Below are 24,835 nucleotides of genomic sequence, written 5' to 3'. Positions count from 1 at the left end.
CGGGCCAGCGGGCATCGTCGCGGGCGGACGCCGTAAAACGCCGTACATTCCGCACCGGCCGCGACTCCCAGCAGTGTCAGTGCCACGACGATCTGGAACATGCCGCGCACCGACGCTTTATCGGCACCGGTCACGCGGCAACGTGTCGTACCGGACACCTGACCAGCCATCAACCACTGTCGCCGACACGCGACCAGGCACCGCACCCACGTTGCAGCCACAGTCGGCCAGCGCCCCTCGGCAACGACGGTGTGGAAGCCACCCGGCGACGGGAATGTCCCGGCGAAAACCACCCCAGCGAACACCGGACATGTCAGCAGCACCAGCCCGGGAAGCGCGGCCACCACAGCAGCAGCCCCGGCAACAGGCCCCACGTGCACACACCTGGTCAGTCCGCACGGCACGGATTGCCCGTGCCGCATGTAGGCACCGCGGCAAGGAGGGACAGAGCGACCACCGCCGCAACCAACGTCATCAGCGTCGGTCAGAGAGGTTGGGCCCACCGGGTCGGGATACTGGGCCGCCCATCGGCCCGCGTCCTGTGTCGTCCGGTCGGACACGCCGTCGGGTATGGAAGCCCGAGACGGCAGAGCCACCCTGTCGGTTTCGATCACGGATCGACCATGCAGGAGCCCAAAGGCTCCGGGCCCTTTCCGCGGGATCACCGACGGGCGGCTCCCTTACGTCCGAACAGAGATGAGGTGTGAAGCCAGCCGGGCCGACGAACAGTCGCAGCCACAGCTTTGCTGACGATGCGTCAGCTCCCGGTAAGCAGGTGCCGGACGACGTACCCGGCGGAGTCCACACCGGAGCTGCCGCCCTCGACCAGGGCGGCGACGGCGATGCGGGAGTTGTAGGCGGTCAGCCAGCCGTTGGTGTGGTCGCCCTCCTCCGCGGTGCCGGTCTTGGCGCCGACGCCGGCCAGACCGCCGAGCCGCGGTGCCGCGGTGCCGCTGGTGGCCACGGAACGCATCATCGTCTGCAGGTAGCCGGCCGTGCGGGCGGAGATGGGCCGGGGCGTGGTGTCCTGGTGCTGTCCGGGGAGGATGACGGGCTGCTTGAAGCCGACGCCTCGCACCGTGGCTGCCACGGACGCCATGAACAGCGGGGTGGCCGTGACCTTGCCCTGGCCGATGAACTGGGCCGCCTGGTCGCCGCCTTGGACGTCCGGCGGGATGCTCGGGTCGGTGGTGGCGACTCCCCCGCCGATCGACCAGCTGCCCATGCCGAAGACGTTGACGGCCTCGTCGTGGAGGGCGGAGGCGTCTCCGTCGTGCACGAGGTAGTGGAAGCCGTCCTTGATGAAGGCGGTGTTGCACGAGACCGTGAACGCCTGGGTGAGGGTGGAGGCGGGGTTGGCCCTCACCCCCGAATCGTTGTGGAACAGCTGGCTGTTGGCTGTCAGCGAGTCCGTGCACGGGGCGGCGCTGTCCGGGGTGAGGCCCGCCTGGTCGAACAGGGCCGCCGAGGTGATGATCTTCATGGTGGAGCCCGGCGACTTGATGCCGTTGACAGCGATGTCGCCGTCCGCGCCGGAATGGGCGACCGCGAGGATGTGACCGGTCCTCCAGTCCAGTGCCACCGTCCCGGCGGGCTTGTCCTGAAGGTGCGCGTCCTTGACCGCAGTCTCGGCCACTCCTTGGAGAGAGGCGTCGATGGTCGTCTTGATCACGGGGGTCTTCCCCTTGGAGAAGACCCGCAGTGTCTTCACACCGTCGCCGCCCGCGTCGACCACGGCGACGCCGGTGCCGGTACTGCCGCCGGTCGGGGTGGCGTTCTTGCGGATCGTCGCCACGATGTCGTGCAGCGAGGAGAAGCGGGCAAGGTCGGTCCTGCCGTCGCTCGCCACGACCGTGGCGGTGCTCGCGCCGGCCGGCAGCCTGCCTGCGGTAAGCGACTGGTCGTCGCCCAGGCCGGGGTAAAGCACCGAGTTGTTCCAGTGCGCCGCCAACTGGCCGTTGGTGCTCTGCCGTACCGCCACAGCGCCCGGGTACGTCCAGGTGCCGCCCGCCACCTGGGCCGTGACGGCGAAGGTGACCTTGGTGGCACCCGCCGTGACCGTCGACGGTCCCGCCGAGGCGACCTGGGTGAAGGTCAGCGTCTTCAGGTGCAGGCCGTCCGCGTATCCCCGCAAGGCCGATACGGCCGTGGTCGACGCGTCGGTGTAGCTCGCGGCTTGGTCGAGTCGCTGCTTGGACCAGTTGTCCAGGAACGCGCGGGCCAGCTTGACGGCCTTGGCGTCCGGCGGCGGCTCGCTCGACGCCGCCGCCGGGTCGAAACCGCGCGCCGCCTTGGTCTCACCGCTGTCCGTCGTCCCGGAGGACATCGCCTGCACGACGTTGTAGGCACCGATTCCCCCCAGAGCGAGCAACGCCGTACAGGTACCGGCTATGCCGATCTTCACAGCTCTGTTCATGTGGTGGATCGTATGTTTCTTTGCACTGTGCAGGTGTTCGCTCATGCAGATCGTTACCGGACTGTCAAGCTGTCCGCCGCGCTGCGGACAGCTGGCAGGATCGGCCCCCGCGAGGAAGCTCAAGACAGGCATTGTCGTCTTCGTCGGCGCATACGCCTGATCAACAGCGAGAAGATCCCAGCATCAGTCCCGCGCCGCCCAGAGCCACGGCGGCGCGGTGGCGATCGGGGTGACCTACGGCGTCTAGGCGTTCCACTCCGGGGGCTACGGCACCGGCTGGAACGTCATCTCGCCTCCTGGGCAAACTGATGATCGCCGCGTCGATAGTGCTGTTCATCTGCGGACATCGGACGCACATTCACACGTATTCAAGCCAGGGAGAGCAAGTCCATACCTCCGGTACTGCATGAAACCTGCACGATCATTATCGGCGCGGTACAGCTGCCGTCCGAGCGTCGCGATCTCGACTGCCCACGTTCTGGACTCCTTGCGAACCGCCTCCGACCCGCCCGTAAGATGCGCTGCCGCGTGCCCAAAGTGGCGGCGAGCGGAGGGAACGATGTTCCAGGACGAGCCGATATTCCGTCAGCTGACAGCCGAACGGGGAGATGTGCCCGCCCAAGTACGGGCTGCGGCGGAGGAGACACTGCGGCAGTTGAGGCACGTCATGGACTGGGGCAGCCCGACCCCCTCCTGGCCGAATCGCAACCGTCGCACGGCCGACAGCCCCACGGTCTCGGACCGGCCCACAGGGAAACCGGAACAAGGCGTGCTCTAGAAACAAGCCTTTCCCGCAACAACAAGGGTTCCGTTCGTGCACGCAGTCCAGGTCCCAAAGATCGTCCGGCATCGCACCCGGCGCTCGCCTTCTCCCAGGGCAGGACGGCGAGTTGGCAGTGCAGGTTCTTCTGGTTGCGCTTCACGGTGAAGGCGTAGTGCGCCTCCCTCTCTCCGACGAGGAACCGGACGTGATCGCGCTGGCAGGGCAGGGCGTCCGCGGTGACCGTGACGCCGGTCAGGACGCAGGGCGCCAACAGGACCTCGAAGAAGGCATGAGCCCCCGCCCGGCCCTGGCAGCGGGCAGGCCCGACTGCCACGATCAGGCGGTGGTCAACCTCTCGAAGATCGTGAGGCGGGGGGACACTCTCCTCGACCTGATGGGCCCGGCCGTCGGCGGGATGCTGCTGGCGGCGGGACTCGGAACCTGGCGCGGCGGCGGTTCCGTGGCCTGGCCCCTTGCGGGTGCGGCGGTGCTCCTTGTCAACGTGTGAGTGGCCTGGCGTCGGTTCGCCCGCCGCCGAGAGGCCGCTGCGTCCTCCGTGAGCCTGCCGCCCGGGTGAGGAGAGCGCCGGAGCGTCAGCCGAGCGCAAAGTAGCGCAGCCACACATAGGCCAGCGAGATGGCCACGGTGGCAGCGGTCACGACGAGGCCGTACTTGGTGAACTGCCAGAAGGAGATGGGCTGTCGGTTGCGTTCGGCGATGCCGAGGACGACGACGTTGGCGGAGGCGCCGATGGCGGTGGCGTTGCCGCCCAGGTCGGCACCGAGGGCGAGGGCCACCACATGACGTGGTCGCTCGCGCCGCCCATGTCGTGGACGAGGTCGCTGGTGATGGGGGCCATGGTGGCGACGTAGGGGATGTTGTCGACGATGCCGGACAGGACGGCCGAGCCGCCGAGCAGGGTCATCGAGCCGCCCAGTTCGTTGCCGCCGATCGCGTCCGCCAGTTTCTGGGAGATCTCTCCGACGACACCGGTGTCGATGAGTCCGCCGATCATGACGAAGAGTCCGGCGAAGAAGGCCAGCGTGGGCCACTCGACCTCGGCCAGCACGTCGTGGGTGTCGACGGTGGAGACGGCGATGAGGAGTCCCGCTCCCAGGAGCGCGACGATGCTGGGCTCGTAGTGCAGCACCGGGTGCAGGACGAAGCCGGCGACCACCAGGGCCAGGACGAACAGACCCTGGACCAGGAGGCGCGGGTTCTTGATGGCCTCCCGTTCCTCCAGCGCCATGATCTCGGCGGCGCGGTCCTCGTCGTAGACGAAGGTCCTGCGGAACATCACCCGGCACAGCAGGAGAAGGACCACCACCAGGACCGCGGACAGTGGGGCGAGGTGGACCAGGAAGTCGTTGAAGGTCAGGCCCGCCCGGCTGGCGATGATGATGTTCGGCGGGTCACCCACCAGGGTCGCCGTGCCGCCGATGTTCGAGGCCATGACCTCGGCGATGAGGAAGGGGGCGGCGGGCAGGGCGAGGCGCTCGCACACCAGCAGGGTGACCGGGGCGATCAGCAGGACCGTGGTGACGTTGTCGAGCAGCGCGGAGGCCAGCGCGGTGATGACCACCAGCATGGCCATCACCCGGAACGGCTGGGCGCGGGCGCGCTTGACGGCCCAGATCGCCAGGTACTCGAACATGCCGGTCTTCTTCAGTACGCCGACGATCATCATCATGCCCATGAGCAGGAAGATGACGTTCCAGTCGATGCCGGAGTCCTCGGAGTAGAACGCCGAGACGTCGTCGGTCGCCCCGATCGCCAGCATCAGGCCCGCGCCGCCCAGGGCCACGGCGACGCGGTGGATCTTCTCGCTGATGATCAGGGCGTACGCGCCGACGAAGACGACGATCGACGCCCAGCTGTGCCAGTCGTTCACGGTCCTCCGGTTGCTGAGTGTGCTTGGGCTGACGTGTGAGTGAGGGCGTCCGCGTCGTCGCGTCCGTCCGGGATGCCTGCCAGGTCCTCGACGTCGAAGGCTCGGGCGATCGGAACGTCCGTGGAGCTGTGGGCGATGATCGAGAAGGCGATGCACACCGCGATGAGCGTGAACGCCTGCTCGGCCTGCGGGATGCCGGACTGCAGTACCAGCAGTCCGTAGACGACCGAGGCGAAGCCCTTCGGGCCGAACCAGGCCGCCACGAGCTTCTCCCGCCGGGAGATGCCCGTGCCGAGCAGGGACAGCAGCAGCGATGCCGGGCGGATCAGGAAGATCGCCAGGACCACCGCCACGTATCCGCCGAACGACAGGTCACCGAACAGCTGCGGAGTCAGGAGCGCGCCGAACACGAGCAGCGCCGCGAACTTGGCCAGTTCCGCGAGCGCTTCGCCGAGCGGCTCGAAGGACGCCTTCGCCTCCGGCGAGACATGGACGAGGACGGCGCCCGCCGAGAAGGCCGCCAGGTAGGGGTTGGCGTGGGTGAGGTGGCAGGCCGCGTACAGGATGATGCCGACCGCCAACGGCAGCAGCGGCTGGAGCTTCGGCTCCGCCCCCCAGCAGCCGGAATTGCACCAACGCGGCCGAGAGCAGGGGCAGTACGACACCGAAGGCCAGGCCCATCCACAGCTCGACCGCGATCTTCCCGGGCGACGCCTCGGCGCTGCCCGCCGTGGGACCGGCGGCGGCGATCAGGACGAGGACCACCGGAAGGGCGAGCCCGTCGTTGATGCCGCTCTCCACGTTCAGCAACTGCCGTAGTTTGGCCGGGACTTCGGCGCGTCCGACGATCGCCGAGGCGAACACCGGGTCGGTCGGCGCCAGCACCGCGCCCACCAGGAACGACGTCGTCCAGTCCAGGCCCACCAGGAAGTGGGTGACCAGGGCCATGAAGACGAAGGCGAGCGGCATGCCCAGGCCGAGGGCCCGCGCCGGGTTCTTCCAGTGGGTGCGCAGTTTGGGCAGCGAGACGTGCATGCCGTCGGTGAACAGCACCGCGAACAGGGCGAGGTCGGCTGTCACGGAGACGATCTCACTGTCGGGTGTGATGTGGATCAGGCCGAGAAAGCCGTCGCTGACGAGCACGCCCCCGGCCAGGAAGAGGAAGGACGTGGACAGTACCGTGCGGGCCGCCAGGCCCGACAACAGCACCGCCACCAGCAACGCGACACCGAACACCGCCACCAGCACCATGTCGAGTGCCCCCGATCGGAAGAGAGAGTGATCCCCTGCTCGCCGACCAGGCTTCCCGGCACACCGCTGGGAACCTTACCGGTTCTTGACGCGTCTTTAACAGGATGTTGCCAGGCACCGGGGAGTGCGCGACCCTGCCGGTTTCCGGCAAGGAGCAGCCTGCTCCCCATGGTGCCCCGTTCCCGTCGGACACTGCCCACTCGCGTGGCTGCCCACGGAACGTGCGCCTAGGCTGATGATCAGGTGTGCCGGGAAGCCTGGTCGGCGGTCGGACCTCCTCTGCCCTCGGAGCCCCGCATGCACCACACCCCCGCAGCTCACGGACCTCACGAGCACCACCGACTCCGGGAGGTGGGCCATCGCCTCCGGAACGTCCTGCGGCATCCGACCGTCAGCATGATCTGCGACGGGGATCGCGTTGTCGTACACCTCTCGGGGGAAATCACCTCCCGCAACGCGAAGAGAGTCGGAGAACGCCTGCGGGAGGCCCTCGACACGCGTCCTGACGTCCTCGAAGTCGATCTCGGCCGGGTGACCTATCTCAGCAACGACGGGGGTGCGGCGTTCTTCCGGGCACTGCCGGCGGCACGCACGCATCACACCCTGGTGACCGCGACACACGCGAGTTCCCGAGCCCGGACCACGCTCACGCAATTGGGCCTGGCCCGCCTCATCGACATCCGCACCGACTGGGACCGGGACGAGCGCTGATCCCGGAAGTCAGCAGGAAGCGGCGGCGAGCAGCCGTTCCAGCAGATGGGATGCGGTGATCACGCCGAGAAGGCGCACGCCCGCCCCGTCCTTCTCCACGACGGCCACCAGCGGGCTGCGTACCTGCGCCATCTGCGCCGCGACCTCCAGCGCGGTGTCGTCCGGCGCCGCGACGGCAGGCAGCGGCGTGCTCTTGGAGAGACAGTCGCGCACCTTGCGGCCCGCCAGTGCCTCGCACAGCCGGTCGGCATGGCGCTCGTCGACCACCGCCGCGAGGGTCGGGTCCTCGACGACGTAGGCGGGGACCAGGATCTTCACCATCTGGGAGGCGGGCAGGATCGCCTTGGGTGCTCCCCGTTCGTCGACCACCAGCAGCGCGGGCAGCCGCTGTTCGGCCATCAGCCGCGCAGCGTCCAGAGCGTCACTGTCGAGGCCGACCGTTTCGTACTCCACCGCCAGGTCACGCGCGCGCACGCTCGGCTCCTGTCTCACGCTCGATGCACCGACAGCCGGCCTCCGGTCGTCCACCGCGACGGCAGGCTGGTCGTACGAGCACGATACAACCGACGGCGCAGGACATACCTCCCGCGGACTCACCCGCATCCGCCGTCGGTCCCCGCGGACCAGCACGGCCGTACCGAGCGCCACGGTCACCAAGGCGGCAGCGAGCGGCACGAGGAAGTACGCCATCACCGCTCCTGCCGTCCTGCCGCCTGACGGACGGTCAGGTAGATGGCGTTCATCGCAGGTGTCCTTGGACCTATGAGTAATGGCGCGGGAGGCAGGGGGGCGGGCCGGAGTGCAGGTGGGTCCCGGTTCAGGCGAGGTGCTCATGCGTGGTCGGCCGGGACGGCCTGCGTTTGTCAGGGAAGCGACGGCGTAGTGGCCGCAAGAAGCGGCAGGTGAGCCGCCAGGCGACGAACGGCGCACCGACCGCCACCGCCAGGCGCAGCGCCCAGGCGGCTGTCCCCGGCGGCGCGAGGGCAACCAGCAGCGCGGTCGCGCCGACGCCGAAAACCCAAGCGAGCACCGTCAGCATGGAAACCGCAACCGCCACCGGCACCCCGCCCATGCCCCAGGCATCCAGATCGGCGTCCGCGTCGAAGCTGTCCGGGGCCACGACACCGACGGCGACCAGCAGCCAGAAGCACACGACCGCCGTCACGGCGGCGGTGACCAGGATCATGGGCAGGCCGGTGGCGGCTTCCACGAAAATCCGCATCGCCGGCCCCTCCCCCCGCCCACCACCTCGTCCGACGGACAACTGTTCCCCTCCAGGTTCCGGTGCCGGGCACCCCTTGCCGGTGCCCGGCACTGGAACCATCCACAGTGCTCCCCGCACGCCATGCTGCATGGCAGAGGCACAGCCGCGCATTGCCGGTTCCCGGCAGCATTCACTAGGGTCTGCATGCCGGTGAACCGATAAGAAACCGTCACCGGAGCATCAAGATGCGGGGGACAACGTGACAGCCCGAGAGATTCCCGGTCACTACCTGGAGGGTTACGCCCGGATCCTGACCGAGGTCTCGGCCACCGGCCGACGTCTCACCCGGGAGGAGATCGAATCCCGGCGCGCCCTGGGAGAACAGGCCGCCGACGCCGGTCACGGGCTGCGCGACCTCGTCAGCGCACACCTGGCCGCCGCCCGCCTCGCCTGGCCCCACGCCTCCGGCTCGACCGACATCGCCCTCGGTGCCGTACACCAGGTGATAGACGCCTTCGCCGAAGGCTACGAACGCGCCCAGCGCCTCGCCGTACGACAGGAGGAAGCCGCCCGCCGGGAGTTCATCGACGACCTCCTCCACGGCCGCAGCGACCTGGGCCGACTCGCCGAACGCGCCGAGCGCTTCGGCCTGCGCCTGTCCCACGCCCATGCGGTCGCCGTCGCCCAGGGCCCGGCCGCCTACGACGAGGGCGACCAGGTGCCCCAGCAGGTGGAACGCGCACTCACGGCCCGCTTCGGCGACCGCAGCATCCTGCTCACCACCAAGGACGGCCGCCTGCTCTGCGTCGCCCCCGGCCACCAGGACGAGGTCCTCACCCACTTCGCCAAACAGGTGTACGCAGCCACCGACAGCTGTCGCATCGCCCTCGGTCGCCCCCAGCCCGGTCCGGGCGGGGTCGTCCAGTCCTACGAGGAGGCGCTGAACGCCCTCGAACTGGCCGAGCGCCTCGGACTCGACGGGCCGGTACTGCGCGCCGCCGACCTGCTCGTCTACCCGGTCCTGACCCGCGACCGGCAGGCGATGGCCGACCTCGTCCTGGACACCCTCGGTCCGCTCACCACGGCCCGCGGCGGCGCCGAGCCGCTCCTCGACACCCTCACCACCTACTTCGACTCGGGCTGTGTGGCCGCCGAGGCCGCCCGCCGCCTGACGCTGAGCGTGCGCGCCCTGACGTACCGCCTGGAACGCATCCACAAGCTCACCGGCGCGGACCCGGCCGACCCCGCCCACCGCTACAAGCTGCAGACCGCGGTGATCGGCGCCCGCCTGCTGGACTGGCCCGCGCAGGACCTGTGACGCCGGACCCGCCCGGGGGCGCAAGGTGCACCCTCACGGCACCCGGACCCACAGCGCCTTGGACGGGGTGCCCTGGTCATCGGTAACGAAGAGCATGTACCAGCCGGCCGGGACGAGGTTGCGGTTGTTGGGGACGGTGACCTGGATGCCCCTGCCGTCCTTGGTCTCGGCGGCTGTCCCATCAGCGTGCCGTACTCGAAGCACAGCAAGATCACTCATTTCCGCATCCCCCGGAATGCCTGAAGCGATGTCGGACTGCCAGTCGCACGACCACACCACCATAATTTGCACTACGCAAAGACGAGTCCAATCGCATGTACGGGTGCGATACCCGATGCACTCGCGCACCGTCCGCCCCGGACGTCAGGTGGCGCGGGACCTCCGCGGGAGGACACTGGGAGACGGGGGTGGAAGCGGCGGTGCGTGCGAGGGGGTGTCGACCATGGCAGGGACCCGAGTCGGCAGGCTCTGGACGTGGCGCTGGCGCCGGAATCCGCTCAGGCGCCGCAGCTACCTCGTCGAAGCCTGGATCGTGCTTGCGGCGTGGCTGATCGCTCTGGCGGGGAGTCTGCTCGCGGGGCTGATGACGGCGGACGCCGTGCACCGCAGGCTGGACCAGCAACGGGCGGAACGCCGCCCGATCACGGCGGTCCTCACCGAGAGGGCGGCCGGCAGCACGTCGGCACAGGCCGTCGACGACAGCCACGTATGGGCAACCGTGCGCTGGACGATTCCGGACGGCTTGACGCGCACCGGCCGCACGAAGGTGCGTCCCGGCGCACCAAGGGGCACCCCGGTCACGATCTGGGCCGACCGGCAGGGGCGGCTGGTCTCGAAACCGCTCGCGCCGGGGGAAGCGGAGCTCCAGGCGGACTGGACGGGCGTACTGGCCGCGGTGGGCGCGGCCGTTGTCGTGTTCGGCGGCACCCAGCTCGCACGCACCGGACTGGAGCGGCGACGCCTGAAAGGCTGGGAGGAGGAGTGGGCGCGCGTCGACACCCGCCGGGGCGGGAAGACAGGATGACGCGGCGCGAACATCCCAAGTCCTCAGGTCTACGGCGTCACATGGGTCGAGGCCACGGGGTGGGGCGAGGCGTCGGAGCCAGCCGGTGCGGCGAGCCCGACCTCCCGACGCAAGGACCGGGGCCCGCGAATCGTGGCACGATGCAACGGTGAGCCGAAGAGCGGGTTCCCGAGGGGAGACGCGCGCCGGAACCGAAGCACCGGGCCGTGTCTGCCCGGTCCCAGGAATCGCGCCGTACGACGAAGGGGTCGGCCGTGTCCGCCATCACCACCGCACTGCGCCAAGCGATGCGCCTCGACGGAGCGCGCGGCGCCGCGGTCGTCGACTACATCAGCCGCATGACGCTCGGCGCCCTCGGCGATCCTGACGGACTCGACCTGGACCAGGCTGCCTGCGGCGACACGGATGTCGTACGAGCCAAGCTCTCGGCCATGGAACTGATCGGATACGCACCGACCCGGCTGGAGGACATCCTGATCACTCTGGACACCGAGTACCACCTCATCCGGCCTCTGATCCGTCGCACCCACGAAGGGCTCTTCCTCTACGTGGTCCTGGACCGCGAGCGCACAGAACTGAACACGGTCCGCAAGGAGCTGCGCCGGATCGAGGAACTGCTGTGAGAGCGCCCCTCGGTCTCCCCTTCGGTGAACTCCCCACCCGGGTCGCACAGTTGAGTCGCGGAGCAGTCGAGTTCCGGTACGAGCCGCGAGGCCCGGCCACCGTCGTGGTCTTCTACGGCGGTCACATGCGCGCCGGACTCGCCCTGGGTGAGGAGGTGTTCGCCAGCGGCGGCTGTTCGCTGCTGGTCGTGTCGCGGCCCGGATACGGCCGCACGCCGGTCACGACCGGGGCTTCGGTGACCGGATTCGCCGATGTCACGGCCGAGTTGTGCGCCCATCTGGGAATCAGCGCAGTCGCCGCAGCGGTCGGTGTCTCGGCCGGCGGGCCGACCGCGGTGGCCATGGCGGCCCGCCACCCTGCGTTGGTGGAGCGTTTGATCCTGCAGAGCGCGGTCGGCCCGCTGCCCTGGCCCGACCGCCGGACGCGCGTCGGCGCCCGCCTCGTCTTCGGCGCCGGAATGGAGGCCGTGACATGGGCAACCCTCCACTCCTTGGTACGGCGCGCGCCCAACACGGGCCTGCGACTGCTGCTGGGCGACCTCACAGTCCTCCCTGTCCAGGACACGCTGGCAGCTCTACGACCGGAGGAGCGGGCCGAACTCATCGCTCTGTTCTCCCGGATGCGCTCTGGGCGCGGTTTCGTGCACGACCTCGATGTTCTGAGAACCCCAGCTGCCCTGGCCCGCCTCGCAGCACAGGTCCGATGCCCCGCGCTGGTGATCGCCTCCCGCAAGGATGCGGCGGTGCCGTTCGCCCACGCACAGTCCCTCGCCTCGGCGATCCCCGGCGCGGAATTGGTGGAGAGTCAGGCCGAGGGGCACCTGGTGTGGTTCGGTCGGGACTGGCCCTCGATCGCCGAGAGGATCCGCGCCTTCCTCACACCGCCGGAGATGCCCACGCAGCCCAGCCGGCAGAGCTTGTAGGGACACACGGTTGAGGAGGATCGAGTCGAGAAGGGCGTCCTCAGTTCGTTGGTCGAGGAGGTGACTCGGTTCTCACCGCTGCGATAGGGGGGAGGAGGGGGTTGGGCGGCCTGCGCGACAGGATAGAGGCTCGTGCACACAGGTCCTCCGGCCCTCTGCGGCCGACAGCCTGATCCGGTGTTTCAGGCCGGCAGCGGGCCGTCGCCCGGCTCGCCCAGGTTCTCGGCGAGCTGGAAGAGGGCGGGCAGCGCGGCGCCAAGGGCAGCGCGATCGGCAGCGCCGAGAGCTGCGAGCGCCGCGTCCATGCGGCGTTCATGGGCACCGGTCCACGCCGCGAGCTGCCCACGGCCGGCGTCGGTGAGAGTGACGACCGAGGCGCGACGGTCGCCGGGATCCACCTCGCGGACCACCAGCCCCTCGGTGATCATCTGACCGATCAGCCCGCTGACGGTGCTGGGTGCCAGACGCTGGCGCGTAGCCAGCTCACTGACCCGGGCCGGCGAGTGCTCGCTCAGCACCTGCAACAGTTCGACCTGCGCCATGGGCAGGGTTTCCCACGGGTAGTCGGTACGGATCGAGGCCCGCAGCGCGCGACGCAGCCGGGTCACCGCCTCGGTCAGCACCCGGGCGTCAGACGCCGCAGCGACGGGCCGGGACAGCGGGAGTTCGGAGCGGGGCTGGGCGGACATGCGGCAAGGGTAGCCGGGACAGCCGCGTACACCTGTTCCTCCGGCGGGATGCCCGCCCGTCAATTACTTCGGTGTCCGATGTATTCTCAGCCAGATCCTTCCCCGGCCCGGCGGCCGGTTGCCCACGCACGCGAGAACGGTCGAGCCCATGAACCTCGCCTACCTGCCCAGCCCTTCCCAAGGCGTGTGGCACCTGGGGCTGATCCCGGTCCGCGCGTATGCGCTGTGCATCCTGGCCGGTATCTTCACCGCCGTATGGCTGACCGGCCGCCGCTGGGAAGCCCGCGGAGGCCGCCGCGAGGACATCGCCGACATCGCGATCTGGGCGGTGCCCTTCGGGATCCTCGGCGGCCGTCTGTACCACGTGATCACCGACCCCGAGTTGTATTTCGCTGCCGGGAAGCAGCCTCTGCACGCTCTGTTCATCTGGGACGGCGGCCTGGGCATTCCCGGCGCGGTGGCCCTCGGGGCGGTGGGTGCCTGGCTCGGATGCCGCCGCCGCGGCATCCGGCTGCCCGACTTCGCCGATGCCGTCGCACCAGGGCTGGTGCTGGCGCAGGCGATCGGCCGCTGGGGCAACTACTTCAATCAGGAACTGTACGGCCGCCCCACGCACCTGCCGTGGGCGCTGTACATCGACCCGGCCAACCGCCCCGCCGACAGCCCCACCGTCGCCCTGTACCACCCGACGTTCCTGTACGAGTCCCTGTGGGACCTCGCCGTCATGGCGCTGCTGCTCCTGCTCGACGCCCGGCACCACCAACGCCTGCGCCGCGGACGCCTGTTCGCCTGCTACGTCCTCGCCTACACCACGGGCCGGGCCTGGATCGAGGCCCTGCGCATCGACCATGCCAACCACTTCCTGGGCCTGCGCCTGAACGACTACGTCTCCCTACTGCTGTTCACCGGCTCGCTCCTTTATCTGTTCACCACTCGCCGGTCCCGCAGCGGTGACGACGTCCCCCACCCGCCCGGCGAGGATCGGAAGAACGCACTGACATCGATCATGGATGGCCCGTCCGGCCGGGAACGGGTGTGACCACGATGTCCGAGGCCACACCCGCCGCCGCTGGCGAAACCCCTGCCCAGTGGCATGTCGGTCCGCTGCTGCCCGCGAGACTGCGCCCTCTGGACCGGTCCCGCCTATGGACGGAGCTGGTCTGTACCGCGCTGCTCTACTGGGCCTACACCCTCACCCGCAATGCCGTCCCCGCCCACCGCACCGCCGCCCTGCACCGCGCCCACGCCATCCTGCACGCCGAGCAGCAAATGCACGTAGACATCGAACTCACGGTCAACCACGTCGCCGACGGGGTCGGCTGGCTGATCGTGGGGATGAACTACTACTACGCCACCCTGCACTTCAGCGTGACCATCGGTGTGCTGGTGTGGCTGTACGTTCGGCACCCCGGCCGCTACCGCTCCGTGCGTACAGCGCTCTACACAGCCACCCTGCTGGCCCTGATCGGCTTCGCCTCCTGTGCCACCGCACCGCCCCGCCTCCTGGCCGGGCAGGGGTTCATCGACACGGTCGTCGTCCACCACACCTGGGGCTCCTGGGCTTCCGGCGACGTGGCGTCGCTGTCCAACCAGTACGCCGCGATGCCCTCGGTACACATCGTGTGGTCCGCCTGGGCCGGCCTGACCCTGGCCTTCCTCGCCCGCCGCACCTGGGTGCGCATACTGGGCGCCTGCTACCCGGTGGCGACCTTCACCGTCATCCTGGCCACCGCCAACCACTTCGTCACCGACGCGGCAGCCGGGGCCGCCACCCTCGCACTCGGCTTCCTCATCCAACGGCTGCTCACCGGCCGCCCGGCCTACCCACCACTACGGCGGAACACCCTGACGCCCAGCCGGCCCTGACGCGGCGCCACTGCCGACAGCCAGCACGCCTGCAGTAAAACCGCCCCGGTCGCGGTCACGGCGGTGACCACGACTCCCGTACCGACCGTTGACGGGTCGGGCGCCCCGGCGGCCGCATACCAGCTCACCGGGTACGCACCCGCCCGGCAACCGGTCCATGCGGCCCCCGGGAAGGCCGAGCCGACGGCGACTGCCGAGGTCCCGCCGCCGAGGTGCAGCGCCGTACCCAGACCTCGCGCCAAGTTGACCAGGCCGCCGCCTGTACCGGACGAGGCTCCCGGGGATGGCTGCCCCATGGACACCCCGAAGCACACCGTGCCGACCTCGAGCCGTCAGGCATTCGGCCGTGACCGTACGGCCTCCGGGCGGGCCCGCTCCCATGCGAGCTCGGCAGAGCAACGACTCCCGTCCTGAGCGAGTCATTTGCGTGCACATGACCCCGGCATTACATCGGCTACCGAACTATTCTGCTACCGTCCCATATTGGTGCCCGGCGGCAGTGCCGCCAACGCGGGCAACCGGCCCGCCGAGGAATGTCCAACGGCGCTGTCGCGGGCCCCACCCTGGAATTCACCGAGCCCCGACATCAAGGGGAGTCATGCTGATCGAACCCGACGAGGACGTCGCCATCGACCGCGTCACCGACCACCTCAAGACCTCGTACAGCGACAACCGCACGCCCAGTGAGATCGAAATCGCCGTCGACATCGCCCGCTCCTTCTTCAAGGGTTTTCCCATCCGGACCTACGTCCCCGTCCTCGTGGAACGCCGGGCGCGCCGCATCCTGAGCAAGGACTCCGGCCGGACGTCGACAGCGACCGAACCTGTGACGGATCGGCTCCGCCACGTCTAGGGTGCGCCCATGCTCGACGCAACCGTGCTGCAGGCGGCGGCCGACCCGCACGCCAAGCCACATGACCTGCGCGCCGCAGTCGCAGCCCTGCCCATCACCGCGGGCCTGTACGCCTGGTGGGCCGCGCCAGAGGCGGTGGCCACCGTCGGCGGGCCGGCGAATGAGAGCTCTCCCGGGCAGCGCCTCCTCTGGCTCGGCAAGGCCAAGCGGCTGCGGACCCGCATCGTCCCCAACCACATCAGAGACTCAGGCCGGTCCACCCTGCGTCGCGCACCGGCCGGGTTGCTGATGCCGGTGGAGGAGTACTGCACCACGTGGACCGACCGTGTCGTCCTGATCCCCGGGGCCGAGCAACGCCTTACCGGCTGCATGCGCCAACGCCTCCGCCTCACCTGGTGCGAGCACCCCGATCCCGTTCCCCTGAGACAAGGCTCATCTCCCGGCTCCGCCCGCCCCTGAATCTCGACGGCGCAGAGCACTGTACCCACCCGAGAATGCGTCAAGCGGGCGCGGGCCGCCTACTTCACCAGCGCCGGGCCTCGCACGGAGACGTTCCACGTGCCGACCTAGGCCGGCCCGGATTCCGCCGCGAAGGGCAGGCCGGGCCACCGCACCGGGTCATCGGAACCGGCGGGAGCGCCACCGTCGACGCAGCCAGTCGCCGGCCTCCCCGAGAGCGACGAGGAAGACCGCCGAAGCCGCGCACCGGCCCGGCGAGGCGGGTTCTGCGAGTGCCTTGCCCAGGAGCCAGAGGACCGAGGTGAGCAGCGCCCACCACATACCGAGCGACAAGGCCGCGCGTCTCGCGCGCGGGCTCACATCGTCCCGGCCGGACGCGTGCCCGGAGTGTCGTCCGGTCTGGACGGCTCGGCGCCGCCCATTTCCAAGGTGAAGACCGACGGGTCGCTGTCGAAGCCCTGGATCATGTCGTGGAACTCCCAGGCACCGGAGCCGTCCCTCGTGAACTCCGCGACCGTCGTGGCGGTCGAGTCGGCGACCCGGGCGAAGTCGTCTGCCAGTAGTTCCCTGTATCCCTCGACGACCAGTACGCCGGCATTGGCGATGTCGCCGAATGTCCGGCGCCCGCGGTCCTGATGGATGGCCACCCCCACCACGACCCGGCCGTAGGCGGATGCCAGCCGGTCGAACTCCAGACTCATGGCCTCGACGTATCCCAGGCCCAGCCCGGTCCGGCTGTGCCGGGACATGTTGATGGTGCCGTCGGGTGACCGGCTGTCGTAGTGGACGACATAGACCGGCCGCCCGTAGAGGTCGTCCGCGGAGTAGGTCGCGGCGATGATGTCGAGATGCCGAGGCGGTTCCCCCAGGGGGCTCGGGTCCCATTTGAGTCGCACCTCGGCCTTCCCCAGTGCCTTGCCCGCGCTGCTCACCGGACGCCACCTTCCCGCATCGAACCATCCCACGGCCGGTTGGCCCCTCCTCGTCAAGTATGGCCTGTGACCTGCCACTTGATGCTTCCTTGATGACCTCCGGACCGAGCCGGCAGCAATGGCGGCACGCGGGACCACCTCTTCGAGCCGGTCGGCAGGTTGCTGCCCCCTGGTCAATATGCCGACCGACCAAGGCAGTTGATCTTTTGTCCGGTCATGGCGCGCTCGCGTGTGTGTACCTCCACGGAGGAGGGTTGTACGCTGCAAAGGTGGAGGGGGACAAGTATCGCTTCGGGGAATACGAGCTGGACCTGGCTCGGCATCAGCTCCGCCGAGCCGGTGAGTCGGTTCACGTCGAGCCCCGGGCCCTGGACCTTCTGTGCCGTCTGGTCGCGCACCGGGACCGGGTGGTGACCAAGAACGAGTTGCTGGACGAGGTGTGGGGTGACCGGTTCGTCAGCGAGGCTGCCCTGACCACGGCGCTGCGGACCGCTCGGCTGGCCGTGGGGGACACCGGAAGCCTGCAGCAGGTGATCCGCACTGTGCACCGGCGGGGATACCAGTTCGTGGCCCCGGCGGAGGCCGTCGGAGGCGGCCCTTCGGCCGAATCCGGTCAAGAGCACAGTGACCAGCCGCCACCGGCACCTGCCCCCATCGGCGCCGACCGTCAGACGATCCGGTTCTGCCGGGCAGGCGACGGCACCCGGATCGCCTATGCCTCCGTCGGGTCGGGCCCGCCTTTGCTCAAGGCGGCCAACTGGATGAGCCACCTCGACCTGGAGTGGACGACGCCGGTGTGGTCGCACTGGCTGCGCGGTCTCGCGCGCAGCCGCCGACTGGTCCGGTACGACGAGCGGGGGTGCGGCCTGTCGGACTGGACGGTGCCCGACTTCACGTTCGACGACTGGGTCGACGATCTCGAAACCGTGGTCGATGCCGTGGGGCTCGACCGTTTCCCCTTGCTCGGTGTGTCGCAGGGCGGTGCGGTGGCAGTGGCCTACGCCGTACGCCATCCCGAGCGGGTCAGCCGGTTGATCCTCGCCGGCGCCTACGCCCGGGGACGGCAGGTCCGGGCCCAGAACGGGGCGGAGCGCGACGAGGCGGCTCTCGATCTGGATCTGGCCCGGGTCGGGTGGCTCCACCAGGACGCCAAGTTCCTGCGGGTCTTCGCCTCCCAGTTCCTGCCCGAGGGCACGCCGCAGGAGTGGGAGGAGTTCATCACCTTCCAGCGGCAGACGACGTCGCCCGCCAACGGGGTGCGTTTCCTGGAGGAGTTCGCCCGAATCGATGTGTCCGACATCGCCCACCGGGTGCAGTGCCCGACGTTGATCATCCACTCGCGGGACGACGAGCGGGTGCCTGTCTCGCAGGCCGGTGAACTGGCCGCGCTCATTCCGGACAGCCGGCTGGTCGTGCTCAAGAGCCGTAGTCACCTGCTGACCGCGTTCGAACCGGCCTGGGACGAGTTCCTCGCCCACATCGACGCCTTCCTGGCGGAGTGACCTCGAAGCGGGTGGCCGGCCGGAGCCGGACCGCGCAATCGGCTGCCCGCGGTAGCGACCGACGAGATCGGTGACCGCCACCTCACCGCTCTGATGCTCGGGCACCGGGGCCGTCCCCTGCTGCTCTCCCCCTCCCCGCACGTCGTGAAGGCCCCGTTCGGAACGCCCTTCAGCAGCTCGCCACGCAACCTGAGGACGCGCACCCTCAGCTCCCCCTCAGAGAAGCCTCAGACCGCCCCCAAGCTCCGGACCGATGCAGGGCCGAAGCTCGAACTACGCCAGGCCGAGGGGCTCTTGATGAACATCGCACCCCTGCCTGGCCTTCATCGAAGAGCGAAACACGAGAGAAAAGGGACAGTCGATGCGACTCGACAACACCAGGACGTCCGGCACCATTCGGACTCGACGGGGGCTGGCGCTGCTGATCGCCTCGGGGGCGGGGCTGGGTGCCCTGCTGCTGGGAACGGTGCCCGCGCAGGCCAACGACACGACCAAGGTCGTCTCGGCGGACGGCCAGTCGGTCACGTTCGCCACGAGTGACAGCAGCCGGGACGTCAGCGGAAGCGTCTCCTTCGTGGTCAACGCGGACGGCAACTGGTCGATCACCGGAAGCGGGCACAACTCGCACCTCCTCGTCCGCACATTCCACTGGACCTGTGATCTGACGTGGGACGCGGCGACCGTCACGCACGCCACCGGAGACAAGGCCGTGCCCGGCAAGAAGACCCGCACCATCAGCTCGGCGGCGTACGACCCGAACATCCAGGCGGACTTCGCCGACATCGCCGACCACGGCAGGGCCGACTGCGACATCGTCATCGGCTAGTCGCACACCGTTCGCACAGGCCGGCGCGGTGCCGGCCCGGCAAGACCACGGGCGTCCGTGAAGCCGTTCGACGCCTTCACGGACGCCATTTCGGAACACCACAGGGGGAACCCAGACACATGATCACTCAGCGATACGGCGACCTGGAGGTCGCCTACACCACGCAGTGGCACGCGAACCCGTACCCGTACTTCCCGGCCGGAGTCCCCGCGGGGGACGAGCAATGGCGCGCCCTTGGCGCCGTCTTCGCGAACAATGCATCTTCGACGACGTGGCCGGGCGGCGAGTTCGGAGGGCTCCTGGTCAAGGACCTCTCCTCCGGCCAGGACCTGCTCCGGCCGCCCGTGGACTTCCAGAAGGTGGGCCGTTTTGACCCCTGGACGTCCCGCGACGCCGACATCTGGCGCCCCGTCCCGCCCGCCGGCTACGTCGCCCTGGGAGACGTGGTGACCATGCACACGAGCGCTGGGGCTGTCAAGCCCCGCGTCTCTGAGTTGGGCCTCGTGTGCGTCAAGCAGGTGCACGAAGGACGCGCCTACGTACGCCGCGGCGAACTCGGCCGGCTCCCGCTTCGGGTAAATGGATCAGGGGAGGCCCTCTGGGCCGTCACGACCCCGCTGTTCCCGGCGGACGACACCGAGGAGCATCTGCTCCTGCCGGCCGCCACCTTCAGCTGCGGACCCGACACGCCGCACGCGCCGACGGCCGTGACCTGGGTGCTGGACCTGCCGGCCGCCGTCGACAAGACCGGCTACGCCCCGGAGATGACCCTGACGTCCTACAACCCGCCCCCGGCCCAGGCGATCGTCACCGACCGGACCGTGACCGTGCCGTACCACATGGTCAAGGACGAGGGGCGCACCGAGGCGTGGAAGGTGGCCAACTCACCCTTCTACAAGATCCAGCGCAAGCGTCAGTACGATCTCGTCCGCCACGTGGACTACCGAGGCTCGGGCAGCGGGACAATCCTCGAGGAGATCCAGCAAGGCGTCTCGGAGGAGAGGGGGCAGGAGTTCTCGCAGAACGTCGGGATCTCCGTCAGCGTCACCGCGGGCGTGGAGGCGTCGGCCAAGCCCTTCGGCATGGGGGCCAGCTCCTACGCGGAAGCCACGGTGAGCGCGTCCCTCGAACTCGGGTACACCTCGCGCTACAGCGTGTCCACCTTCGAGAACAAGGCGGTGAGCGTGTCGTACGCCGTGCCCGCCGACCATGCCGGCGCGCTGTGGACCGACACTCATCTGCTGGTCCCGATCCGGGGCGACGGCACCCTGGTCACCAGCGCCAACCTGAAGCTGAACTCCGGCAGCTACGTGGGCCGCACCTTCCCGCACCTCGACGCCACCAAGATCGTCGTCGCCCGCAAGTTCTCGGACGAGGAGATCAAGGCCGCACAGGACATGGGGATCGACCCCAAGATCCTGACCGAATCCGACGTCACCGAGATCCAGCAGTAACCGTCACCTGGCGGGCAACAGGGGCCCACCGGCCGACGCTGTGCCGGTGGGCCCTCGCCCGTCGCTCATCTCTTCCCGGCACGGCCACGGACTGTACGACCGCCACACCCACCGGAGCGCGACCGGCATCCGCACGCAGTCGCCGATACGGCCGTGCAACGCGCCGCGCGGGGCCCTCTCGTCAGCGCAGGCATTCCGTCTGCCGGGCTACTCGGAGAGGAAGTTGTAGAGGTGGGTGAGGAAGGTGGGCCATGCGGGGTCGTCCGCGGTGAACAGGTGGTTGCGGCTTTCGAGCAGGATCAGCCGGCTGTCGGGGATGAGCGTGGCCAGCTCCAGAGCCTGTGTCACGGGGACGCGCGCGTCGTCACGGGAGTGGATGATCAGCGTGGGGCAGGTCACCTGGTGGGCGATGCCCGAAACGTCGATGCGGGCGAACTCCTCCAGGAAGCGCAGACCGTTGGCGGACGAGGTCGTCTGCCGTTGGTAGGCGGCGAACGCGTCCCATTCCGCGGGAGTGGCGTCGGCGAGGAACTGGGCCGCGACGTAGCGCAGGAAGCTGCTGTCCTGGGATCGCCATCCGGCGCGGGCGATGTTGAGGTCGACCTCGGCGGCATCGCGCTCGTCGTCACTGCCCGCGCGGATCTGCAGCCCCCGGGCGTAGGCCGAGGTGAGGATCAGATGGCTGACCCGCTCGGGACGGCGCGCGGCATAGGCGACCGCCACCGCACCGCCCTGTGACACGCCGAGCAGCGGGAAGCGGTCCAGGCCAACGGCCTCGACCACGGAATCGAGGTCGTCGACCAGGTCGTCGAGGGTGAAGCTGGGCACCGTCCACTCGGAGAGCCCGCAGCCCCGCTCGTCGTAGCGGACGAGTTGACGGCCACGGGTGAGGCCGTCGAACCAGTGGGCCCACATCGGGTTGGTCCGGTCGAGGTCGAGGTGGGTCAGCCAGTTGGCGGTCTTCACCAGGGGCGGGCCTTCGCCGGTGAGGGCGTAGGCGATGCGGGTGCCGTCGACCGACCGGCAGAAGCGAATGACCTCGTGATCGGCCTCCGTAACGGGTGCGGCGCCGGGAGGAGAAAGCGGCGTACTGGAGAGCACTGTCGTACTCGCGACGAACCGATGGCTGTGCGGGCTCACGGTACGAATGAGCTGTTGCCCGGTGTCGCTGTCACCGATCGCGAGGCGAGCCGTGCGCAGCCAGGCGGCGAGCTCGGCCTCACTGACCGTGCGTCCGCGCCCCATCCTCTCGCGCAGTTCGTCCTCAGACACGACACCGTCGCGGTGCTCGACCAGGAGGCACAGCAATTCGAAGGCCCGGGGCTCGACATCGACCACCTGTCCACCGCGGCTGAGCCGACGGCGGTCCGCGTCCAACGCGTACTGCCCGAACCGATAAACCGCGCCGCCCACACGAAAACTTTACAACATCCCTTCATATTGCGGGAGTTGTGAGCCCTCTGGGCCGGGCCGACGGGTACGGCCTGCGTCTCAGGAGCGCGCCGGCTCCCGGTCCCTCAGCTGGCGCCGCAGGATCTTTCCGGAGGCCGCCTTCGGCACCGCCTCGATGAACTCGACCCGGCGGATCCTCTTGTACGGGGCGACCTGACCCGCGACGTGGGCCATCACCTCGGCGGCGGATATCGGCACCCCCGTCATCGGCACCACGAACGCCTTGGGCATCTCGTTGCCCTCCTCGTCGTAAACGCCGATCACGGCCGCATCCGCGATGCCGGAATGCTGCACCAGAATCGCTTCCAGCTCGGCCGGCGCCACCTGGTAGCCCTTGTACTTGATGAGTTCCTTGACCCGGTCGACGATGAACCAGTTCCCGTCCTCATCGACCCGCCCGATGTCACCGGTGTGCAGCCAGCCCTCCGCGTCCACCGTCGCGTCGGTGGCCTCCGGGCGGCCGAAGTAGCCCTTCATCACCTGCGGCCCCCGGATCCACACCTCACCCGGTTCGCCCGCCGCCACGTCCAGCCCGGTGACCGGGTCGACCAGCCGCGCCTCGGTCGACGGGAGCAGGCGACCGACACAGGCGGCGGGCTCATCGACATCGCCGTCGGCATGGAGGTGAGAGACGGGGGACAGTTCCGTCATGCCGTACCCCTGCCCGATCTCCACGCCCAGCCGGGCGGCCGCTGCCGCCTGCACCCCGGCGTCCAGCGGCGCCGCGGCACAGATGATCCGCCGCAGATGTGACAGGTCCAGATGTCCGACCGCGGGGTGCTTGGCCAGCGCCAGCATCACCGGCGGGGCGACGTACGCGTGAGTGATGCGGTCGCGCTCCAGGCTGCTCAGGAACACGTCGAGATCGAACCGCGCGTGCACATACACGGTCGCACCGCGCAGCAGTGCGTTGTTGAGCAGCGCGGTCAGCCCGAAGATGTGGAAGAAGGGCAGGATCGCGATGATCCGGTCGCCCTCGCCGACCCGATGCAGGGCGTCCACCTGATCGAGGTTGGTGCACAGGTTGCGGTGGGTCAGCATGACTCCCTTGGGCACACCCGTCGTACCACTCGAATAGGGCAGCACGGCGACGTCCACGGCCGGATCAGTCTCGAACGCCGGCACCTCGCCGTCGTTGAGCAGCCCCAGCACCGGCCGGTGACCGTCGGCACTGTCACAGACCAGGATCTCGATGTCCCGGCCGGTCATGCGCCTGACCACCCCGACCGCCGCCCGCGCGGTCTCGATCAGCACCGACACGCTCACCATCAGCCGTGCCTCGGAGTCGATCAGTTGTTTCGCGATCTCGGCCGGCGTGGCCAACGGCGACAGCGTGGTCACCGTCCCGCCCGCGGTGGTGGCGGCGTAAAGGACCACGGGGAAAAGGATCGTGTTCGGCGAGTGCAGCGCGACCACATCCCCCTTGCCGATGCCTTCGGCGGCAAGACCCGCCGCGAGCTTGCGGACCAGCCCTGCCAACTCGCCGTAGGTCAGTGTCCGTCCGCTGGCCACGTCCACCATGGCGGGCCGCGAGCCACGCCGCGCAGCATCGCCGAGCACGCGTTCATGGAGGGGACGGTCGATGTCGGGGACATCCGGGTACTTGCTCTTGTGGATCACAGGAACTCCGTTTCTCGGTCTGTGGCATTGGCCGGAACCGCCAGTTGTCCGCGCGGTGGGCGACGACGGGCTTGTATTCGAACGGCCCTCCCGGGCCGGGGCATACAGGGCGCAGTACGCGTGCCTGACAAGGCAGGCATGAGCTGGTGCCCGCCTGGTCGGACCCGACCAGGAAGCGGGCCGGTCGAACCCCTGCGCAGCGGTGTCAGTCGACATGGATCGGCGTCACCTGGCGGTTCGGTCAGTCAAGGTTGGACAGCTCGATCATGGTTCCTGCCACCGGGTTCTCCTTGGCGGAACCCTGAGGCTTCTCTGAGGACGGGCTGAGGGCGACCGTCTTGCCGGATCGCGCCATCAAAAGCACCGGCGGCTGCATCCCCAACTACGGCACAGCCAGCCTCGACTGCGACGAATTCCCCTTCGCCACCACCTATGAAGGCGCCGCACGCCACGCCTACGACGCAACCGCGCCGGCGGACGACTTCTCCGCCGAGATGACCGACTCAGCCGAGAACCAGGCAGGCGGAAGCCAACTCGGCGTCTACTACGGGTACAACCGCCTCGCAGCACACTGAACTGGACGAAGACCGACTGCCGAAGCGGCGGGCACACGCAGCCTGACGGGCCTCGGCGGGGTCACTTCCCACGACACCACCCTCCAGACCAGTACCGAGTCCTGACCGCCTCACCCCTGCCAAGCCCCAGACGCCGGCGATGGCTGAAGGGGCCGACAGCCTGAACCCCGTCTGGTGTCACCCGGGCCCGGAGATGGCGCGGAGCCGTGTGATGGCCTGCCGCAGTTCATTGAAGGCGCGTTCTTCCTCCCGCGCGTCGGCGCGGGAGGCGGCCAGGACACTGTCACGCGCCCCACGGACGCGAGCATAGACATCGAAGCAGGCGAGGACCTCCTGGATCACCAACTCCTGCGGCGTGGGGGAAGGTGTGGAGGAGGGTCCGTTTCGGAGTGACATGGCCGAACTCCTATCTCATGGCGAGGCTACGAATCGGAACGAAGCAGTGTGTCCATCAGACGGTGCACGCCCAGCTCCCGGAGAACG

At 69.1% G+C, this 24,835-nt stretch carries 22 protein-coding genes and 3 pseudogenes; 14 read left to right on the top strand and 11 right to left on the bottom strand.

Features of this window, described 5'->3' with window-relative positions; all coding sequences use genetic code 11:
* Window positions 1-757: 757 nt before the first annotated feature.
* Entirely contained in the window at window positions 758-2,416 is a 1,659-nt protein-coding gene (locus tag OG714_RS43875) for a penicillin-binding transpeptidase domain-containing protein (RefSeq protein ID WP_406129577.1), read from the bottom strand.
* A 935-nt stretch (window positions 2,417-3,351) separates the two neighbouring features.
* On the opposite strand from OG714_RS43875, the gene OG714_RS43870 reads away from it, so the two are divergent.
* On the top strand, window positions 3,352-3,687 hold the full coding sequence (locus OG714_RS43870) for a hypothetical protein (protein ID WP_406129576.1): 336 nt from the start codon (window positions 3,352-3,354) through the stop codon (window positions 3,685-3,687).
* An 85-nt stretch (window positions 3,688-3,772) separates the two neighbouring features.
* On the opposite strand, the pseudogene OG714_RS43865 reads toward OG714_RS43870, so the two are convergent.
* Window positions 3,773-5,070 (bottom strand): annotated as a pseudogene (locus tag OG714_RS43865) (SLC13 family permease).
* A pseudogene (locus tag OG714_RS43860) lies at window positions 5,067-6,321 on the bottom strand (cation:proton antiporter). The pseudogenes OG714_RS43865 and OG714_RS43860 overlap by 4 nt, the downstream one beginning before the upstream one ends.
* A 351-nt stretch (window positions 6,322-6,672) precedes the next feature.
* Between OG714_RS43860 and OG714_RS43855 the strand changes: the two are divergent.
* The gene (locus OG714_RS43855; protein ID WP_406129574.1) at window positions 6,673-7,032 is read left to right on the top strand and encodes an STAS domain-containing protein; all 360 of its coding nucleotides are present in this window, start codon (window positions 6,673-6,675) and stop codon (window positions 7,030-7,032) included.
* Between the two features lie 9 nt (window positions 7,033-7,041).
* Here the strand turns inward: OG714_RS43855 and OG714_RS43850 are convergent, their stop codons facing one another.
* Complete coding sequence (locus OG714_RS43850) at window positions 7,042-7,506, bottom strand: CBS domain-containing protein (protein ID WP_406129572.1); 465 nt, start codon at window positions 7,504-7,506, stop codon at window positions 7,042-7,044.
* A 343-nt stretch (window positions 7,507-7,849) separates the two neighbouring features.
* Window positions 7,850-8,254: a hypothetical protein gene (locus tag OG714_RS43845; RefSeq protein ID WP_406129570.1), complete on the bottom strand. Its 405-nt coding sequence runs from the start codon at window positions 8,252-8,254 to the stop codon at window positions 7,850-7,852.
* Between the two features lie 241 nt (window positions 8,255-8,495).
* Between OG714_RS43845 and OG714_RS43840 the strand changes: the two genes are divergently transcribed.
* Window positions 8,496-9,554, top strand: a complete 1,059-nt coding sequence (locus OG714_RS43840; RefSeq protein ID WP_406129568.1) for a PucR family transcriptional regulator — start codon at window positions 8,496-8,498, stop codon at window positions 9,552-9,554.
* A gap of 33 nt (window positions 9,555-9,587) precedes the next feature.
* Here the strand turns inward: OG714_RS43840 and OG714_RS43835 are convergent.
* A pseudogene (locus OG714_RS43835) lies at window positions 9,588-9,710 on the bottom strand (galactose oxidase-like domain-containing protein); the annotation flags it as partial.
* A gap of 286 nt (window positions 9,711-9,996) precedes the next feature.
* Between OG714_RS43835 and OG714_RS43830 the strand changes: the two are divergent.
* The 3 genes from OG714_RS43830 (at window position 9,997) to OG714_RS43820 (ending at window position 12,124) form a co-directional block, all read left to right on the top strand.
* Window positions 9,997-10,578, top strand: coding sequence for a hypothetical protein (locus OG714_RS43830; RefSeq protein ID WP_406129566.1), 582 nt, complete (start codon window positions 9,997-9,999; stop codon window positions 10,576-10,578).
* A 254-nt stretch (window positions 10,579-10,832) separates the two neighbouring features.
* Entirely contained in the window at window positions 10,833-11,201 is a 369-nt protein-coding gene (locus OG714_RS43825) for a hypothetical protein (RefSeq protein ID WP_406129564.1), read from the top strand.
* Window positions 11,198-12,124 (top strand): alpha/beta fold hydrolase, encoded by a 927-nt coding sequence (locus tag OG714_RS43820; RefSeq protein WP_406129563.1) that lies wholly within the window; start codon window positions 11,198-11,200, stop codon window positions 12,122-12,124. Before OG714_RS43825 ends, OG714_RS43820 begins: the two co-directional genes overlap by 4 nt.
* Before the next feature lie 182 nt (window positions 12,125-12,306).
* Here OG714_RS43820 and OG714_RS43815 read toward each other — a convergent pair whose 3' ends face one another.
* The gene (locus tag OG714_RS43815; protein WP_406129561.1) at window positions 12,307-12,813 is read right to left on the bottom strand and encodes a MarR family winged helix-turn-helix transcriptional regulator; all 507 of its coding nucleotides are present in this window, start codon (window positions 12,811-12,813) and stop codon (window positions 12,307-12,309) included.
* A 148-nt stretch (window positions 12,814-12,961) separates the two neighbouring features.
* On the opposite strand from OG714_RS43815, the gene lgt reads away from it, so the two are divergent.
* From lgt to OG714_RS43795, 4 genes are all read left to right on the top strand, one after another.
* Window positions 12,962-13,852 (top strand): prolipoprotein diacylglyceryl transferase, encoded by an 891-nt coding sequence (gene lgt / locus OG714_RS43810; RefSeq protein ID WP_406129560.1) that lies wholly within the window; start codon window positions 12,962-12,964, stop codon window positions 13,850-13,852.
* A 5-nt stretch (window positions 13,853-13,857) separates the two neighbouring features.
* On the top strand, window positions 13,858-14,679 hold the full coding sequence (locus OG714_RS43805; protein WP_406132150.1) for a phosphatase PAP2 family protein: 822 nt from the start codon (window positions 13,858-13,860) through the stop codon (window positions 14,677-14,679).
* A gap of 598 nt (window positions 14,680-15,277) precedes the next feature.
* Window positions 15,278-15,532, top strand: coding sequence for a three-helix bundle dimerization domain-containing protein (locus tag OG714_RS43800; protein ID WP_406129558.1), 255 nt, complete (start codon window positions 15,278-15,280; stop codon window positions 15,530-15,532).
* A 9-nt stretch (window positions 15,533-15,541) separates the two neighbouring features.
* Window positions 15,542-15,991, top strand: coding sequence for a GIY-YIG nuclease family protein (locus tag OG714_RS43795; RefSeq protein WP_406129556.1), 450 nt, complete (start codon window positions 15,542-15,544; stop codon window positions 15,989-15,991).
* 356 nt (window positions 15,992-16,347) lie between these two features.
* Here OG714_RS43795 and OG714_RS43790 read toward each other — a convergent pair whose 3' ends face one another.
* Entirely contained in the window at window positions 16,348-16,923 is a 576-nt protein-coding gene (locus OG714_RS43790) for a TerD family protein (protein WP_406129555.1), read from the bottom strand.
* Between the two features lie 269 nt (window positions 16,924-17,192).
* On the opposite strand from OG714_RS43790, the gene OG714_RS43785 reads away from it, so the two are divergent.
* The 3 genes from OG714_RS43785 to OG714_RS43775 all read left to right on the top strand — a co-directional run bounded on the left by OG714_RS43785 (window position 17,193) and on the right by OG714_RS43775 (window position 20,705).
* Entirely contained in the window at window positions 17,193-18,425 is a 1,233-nt protein-coding gene (locus OG714_RS43785; protein ID WP_406129553.1) for an alpha/beta fold hydrolase, read from the top strand.
* 361 nt (window positions 18,426-18,786) lie between these two features.
* The gene (locus OG714_RS43780; protein ID WP_406129551.1) at window positions 18,787-19,251 is read left to right on the top strand and encodes a hypothetical protein; all 465 of its coding nucleotides are present in this window, start codon (window positions 18,787-18,789) and stop codon (window positions 19,249-19,251) included.
* Between the two features lie 119 nt (window positions 19,252-19,370).
* Window positions 19,371-20,705 carry a Vps62-related protein gene (locus OG714_RS43775; protein WP_406129549.1) on the top strand — a complete coding sequence of 445 codons (1,335 nt, stop codon included), beginning with the start codon at window positions 19,371-19,373 and terminating at the stop codon, window positions 20,703-20,705.
* A 207-nt stretch (window positions 20,706-20,912) separates the two neighbouring features.
* Here OG714_RS43775 and OG714_RS43770 read toward each other — a convergent pair whose 3' ends face one another.
* Both OG714_RS43770 and OG714_RS43765 read right to left on the bottom strand, forming a co-directional pair.
* Window positions 20,913-22,118 (bottom strand): alpha/beta fold hydrolase, encoded by a 1,206-nt coding sequence (locus tag OG714_RS43770; protein ID WP_406129547.1) that lies wholly within the window; start codon window positions 22,116-22,118, stop codon window positions 20,913-20,915.
* A 78-nt stretch (window positions 22,119-22,196) separates the two neighbouring features.
* A complete protein-coding gene (locus tag OG714_RS43765) occupies window positions 22,197-23,777 on the bottom strand; it encodes an AMP-binding protein (RefSeq protein WP_406129545.1) in 1,581 nt (526 codons plus the stop codon).
* 338 nt (window positions 23,778-24,115) lie between these two features.
* Here OG714_RS43765 and OG714_RS43760 point away from each other — a divergent pair, with 338 nt between their 5' ends.
* Entirely contained in the window at window positions 24,116-24,352 is a 237-nt protein-coding gene (locus tag OG714_RS43760; protein WP_406129544.1) for a hypothetical protein, read from the top strand.
* A gap of 177 nt (window positions 24,353-24,529) precedes the next feature.
* Here the strand turns inward: OG714_RS43760 and OG714_RS43755 are convergent, their stop codons facing one another.
* Entirely contained in the window at window positions 24,530-24,748 is a 219-nt protein-coding gene (locus OG714_RS43755) for a hypothetical protein (protein ID WP_406129542.1), read from the bottom strand.
* Window positions 24,749-24,835 lie beyond the last annotated feature (87 nt).

Source organism: Streptomyces sp. NBC_00989 (genome assembly GCF_045162655.1).
In the GTDB taxonomy this organism is placed as follows: domain Bacteria; phylum Actinomycetota; class Actinomycetes; order Streptomycetales; family Streptomycetaceae; genus Streptomyces.
Note: the sequence above shows the minus strand (reverse complement) of the source record. Positions and strands in the feature narration are given on the sequence as shown.

Coding starts and splice junctions, on each gene's coding strand:
- OG714_RS43780 (WP_406129551.1), top strand. CDS start 18,787: ATGCGACTCGACAACACCAGGACGTCCGGCACCATTCGGACTCGACGG.
- OG714_RS43845 (WP_406129570.1), bottom strand. CDS start 8,254: ATGCGGATTTTCGTGGAAGCCGCCACCGGCCTGCCCATGATCCTGGTC.
- OG714_RS43875 (WP_406129577.1), bottom strand. CDS start 2,416: ATGAACAGAGCTGTGAAGATCGGCATAGCCGGTACCTGTACGGCGTTG.
- OG714_RS43755 (WP_406129542.1), bottom strand. CDS start 24,748: ATGTCACTCCGAAACGGACCCTCCTCCACACCTTCCCCCACGCCGCAG.
- OG714_RS43830 (WP_406129566.1), top strand. CDS start 9,997: ATGGCAGGGACCCGAGTCGGCAGGCTCTGGACGTGGCGCTGGCGCCGG.
- OG714_RS43800 (WP_406129558.1), top strand. CDS start 15,278: ATGCTGATCGAACCCGACGAGGACGTCGCCATCGACCGCGTCACCGAC.
- OG714_RS43805 (WP_406132150.1), top strand. CDS start 13,858: ATGTCCGAGGCCACACCCGCCGCCGCTGGCGAAACCCCTGCCCAGTGG.
- OG714_RS43775 (WP_406129549.1), top strand. CDS start 19,371: ATGATCACTCAGCGATACGGCGACCTGGAGGTCGCCTACACCACGCAG.
- OG714_RS43795 (WP_406129556.1), top strand. CDS start 15,542: ATGCTCGACGCAACCGTGCTGCAGGCGGCGGCCGACCCGCACGCCAAG.
- lgt (WP_406129560.1), top strand. CDS start 12,962: ATGAACCTCGCCTACCTGCCCAGCCCTTCCCAAGGCGTGTGGCACCTG.
- OG714_RS43815 (WP_406129561.1), bottom strand. CDS start 12,813: ATGTCCGCCCAGCCCCGCTCCGAACTCCCGCTGTCCCGGCCCGTCGCT.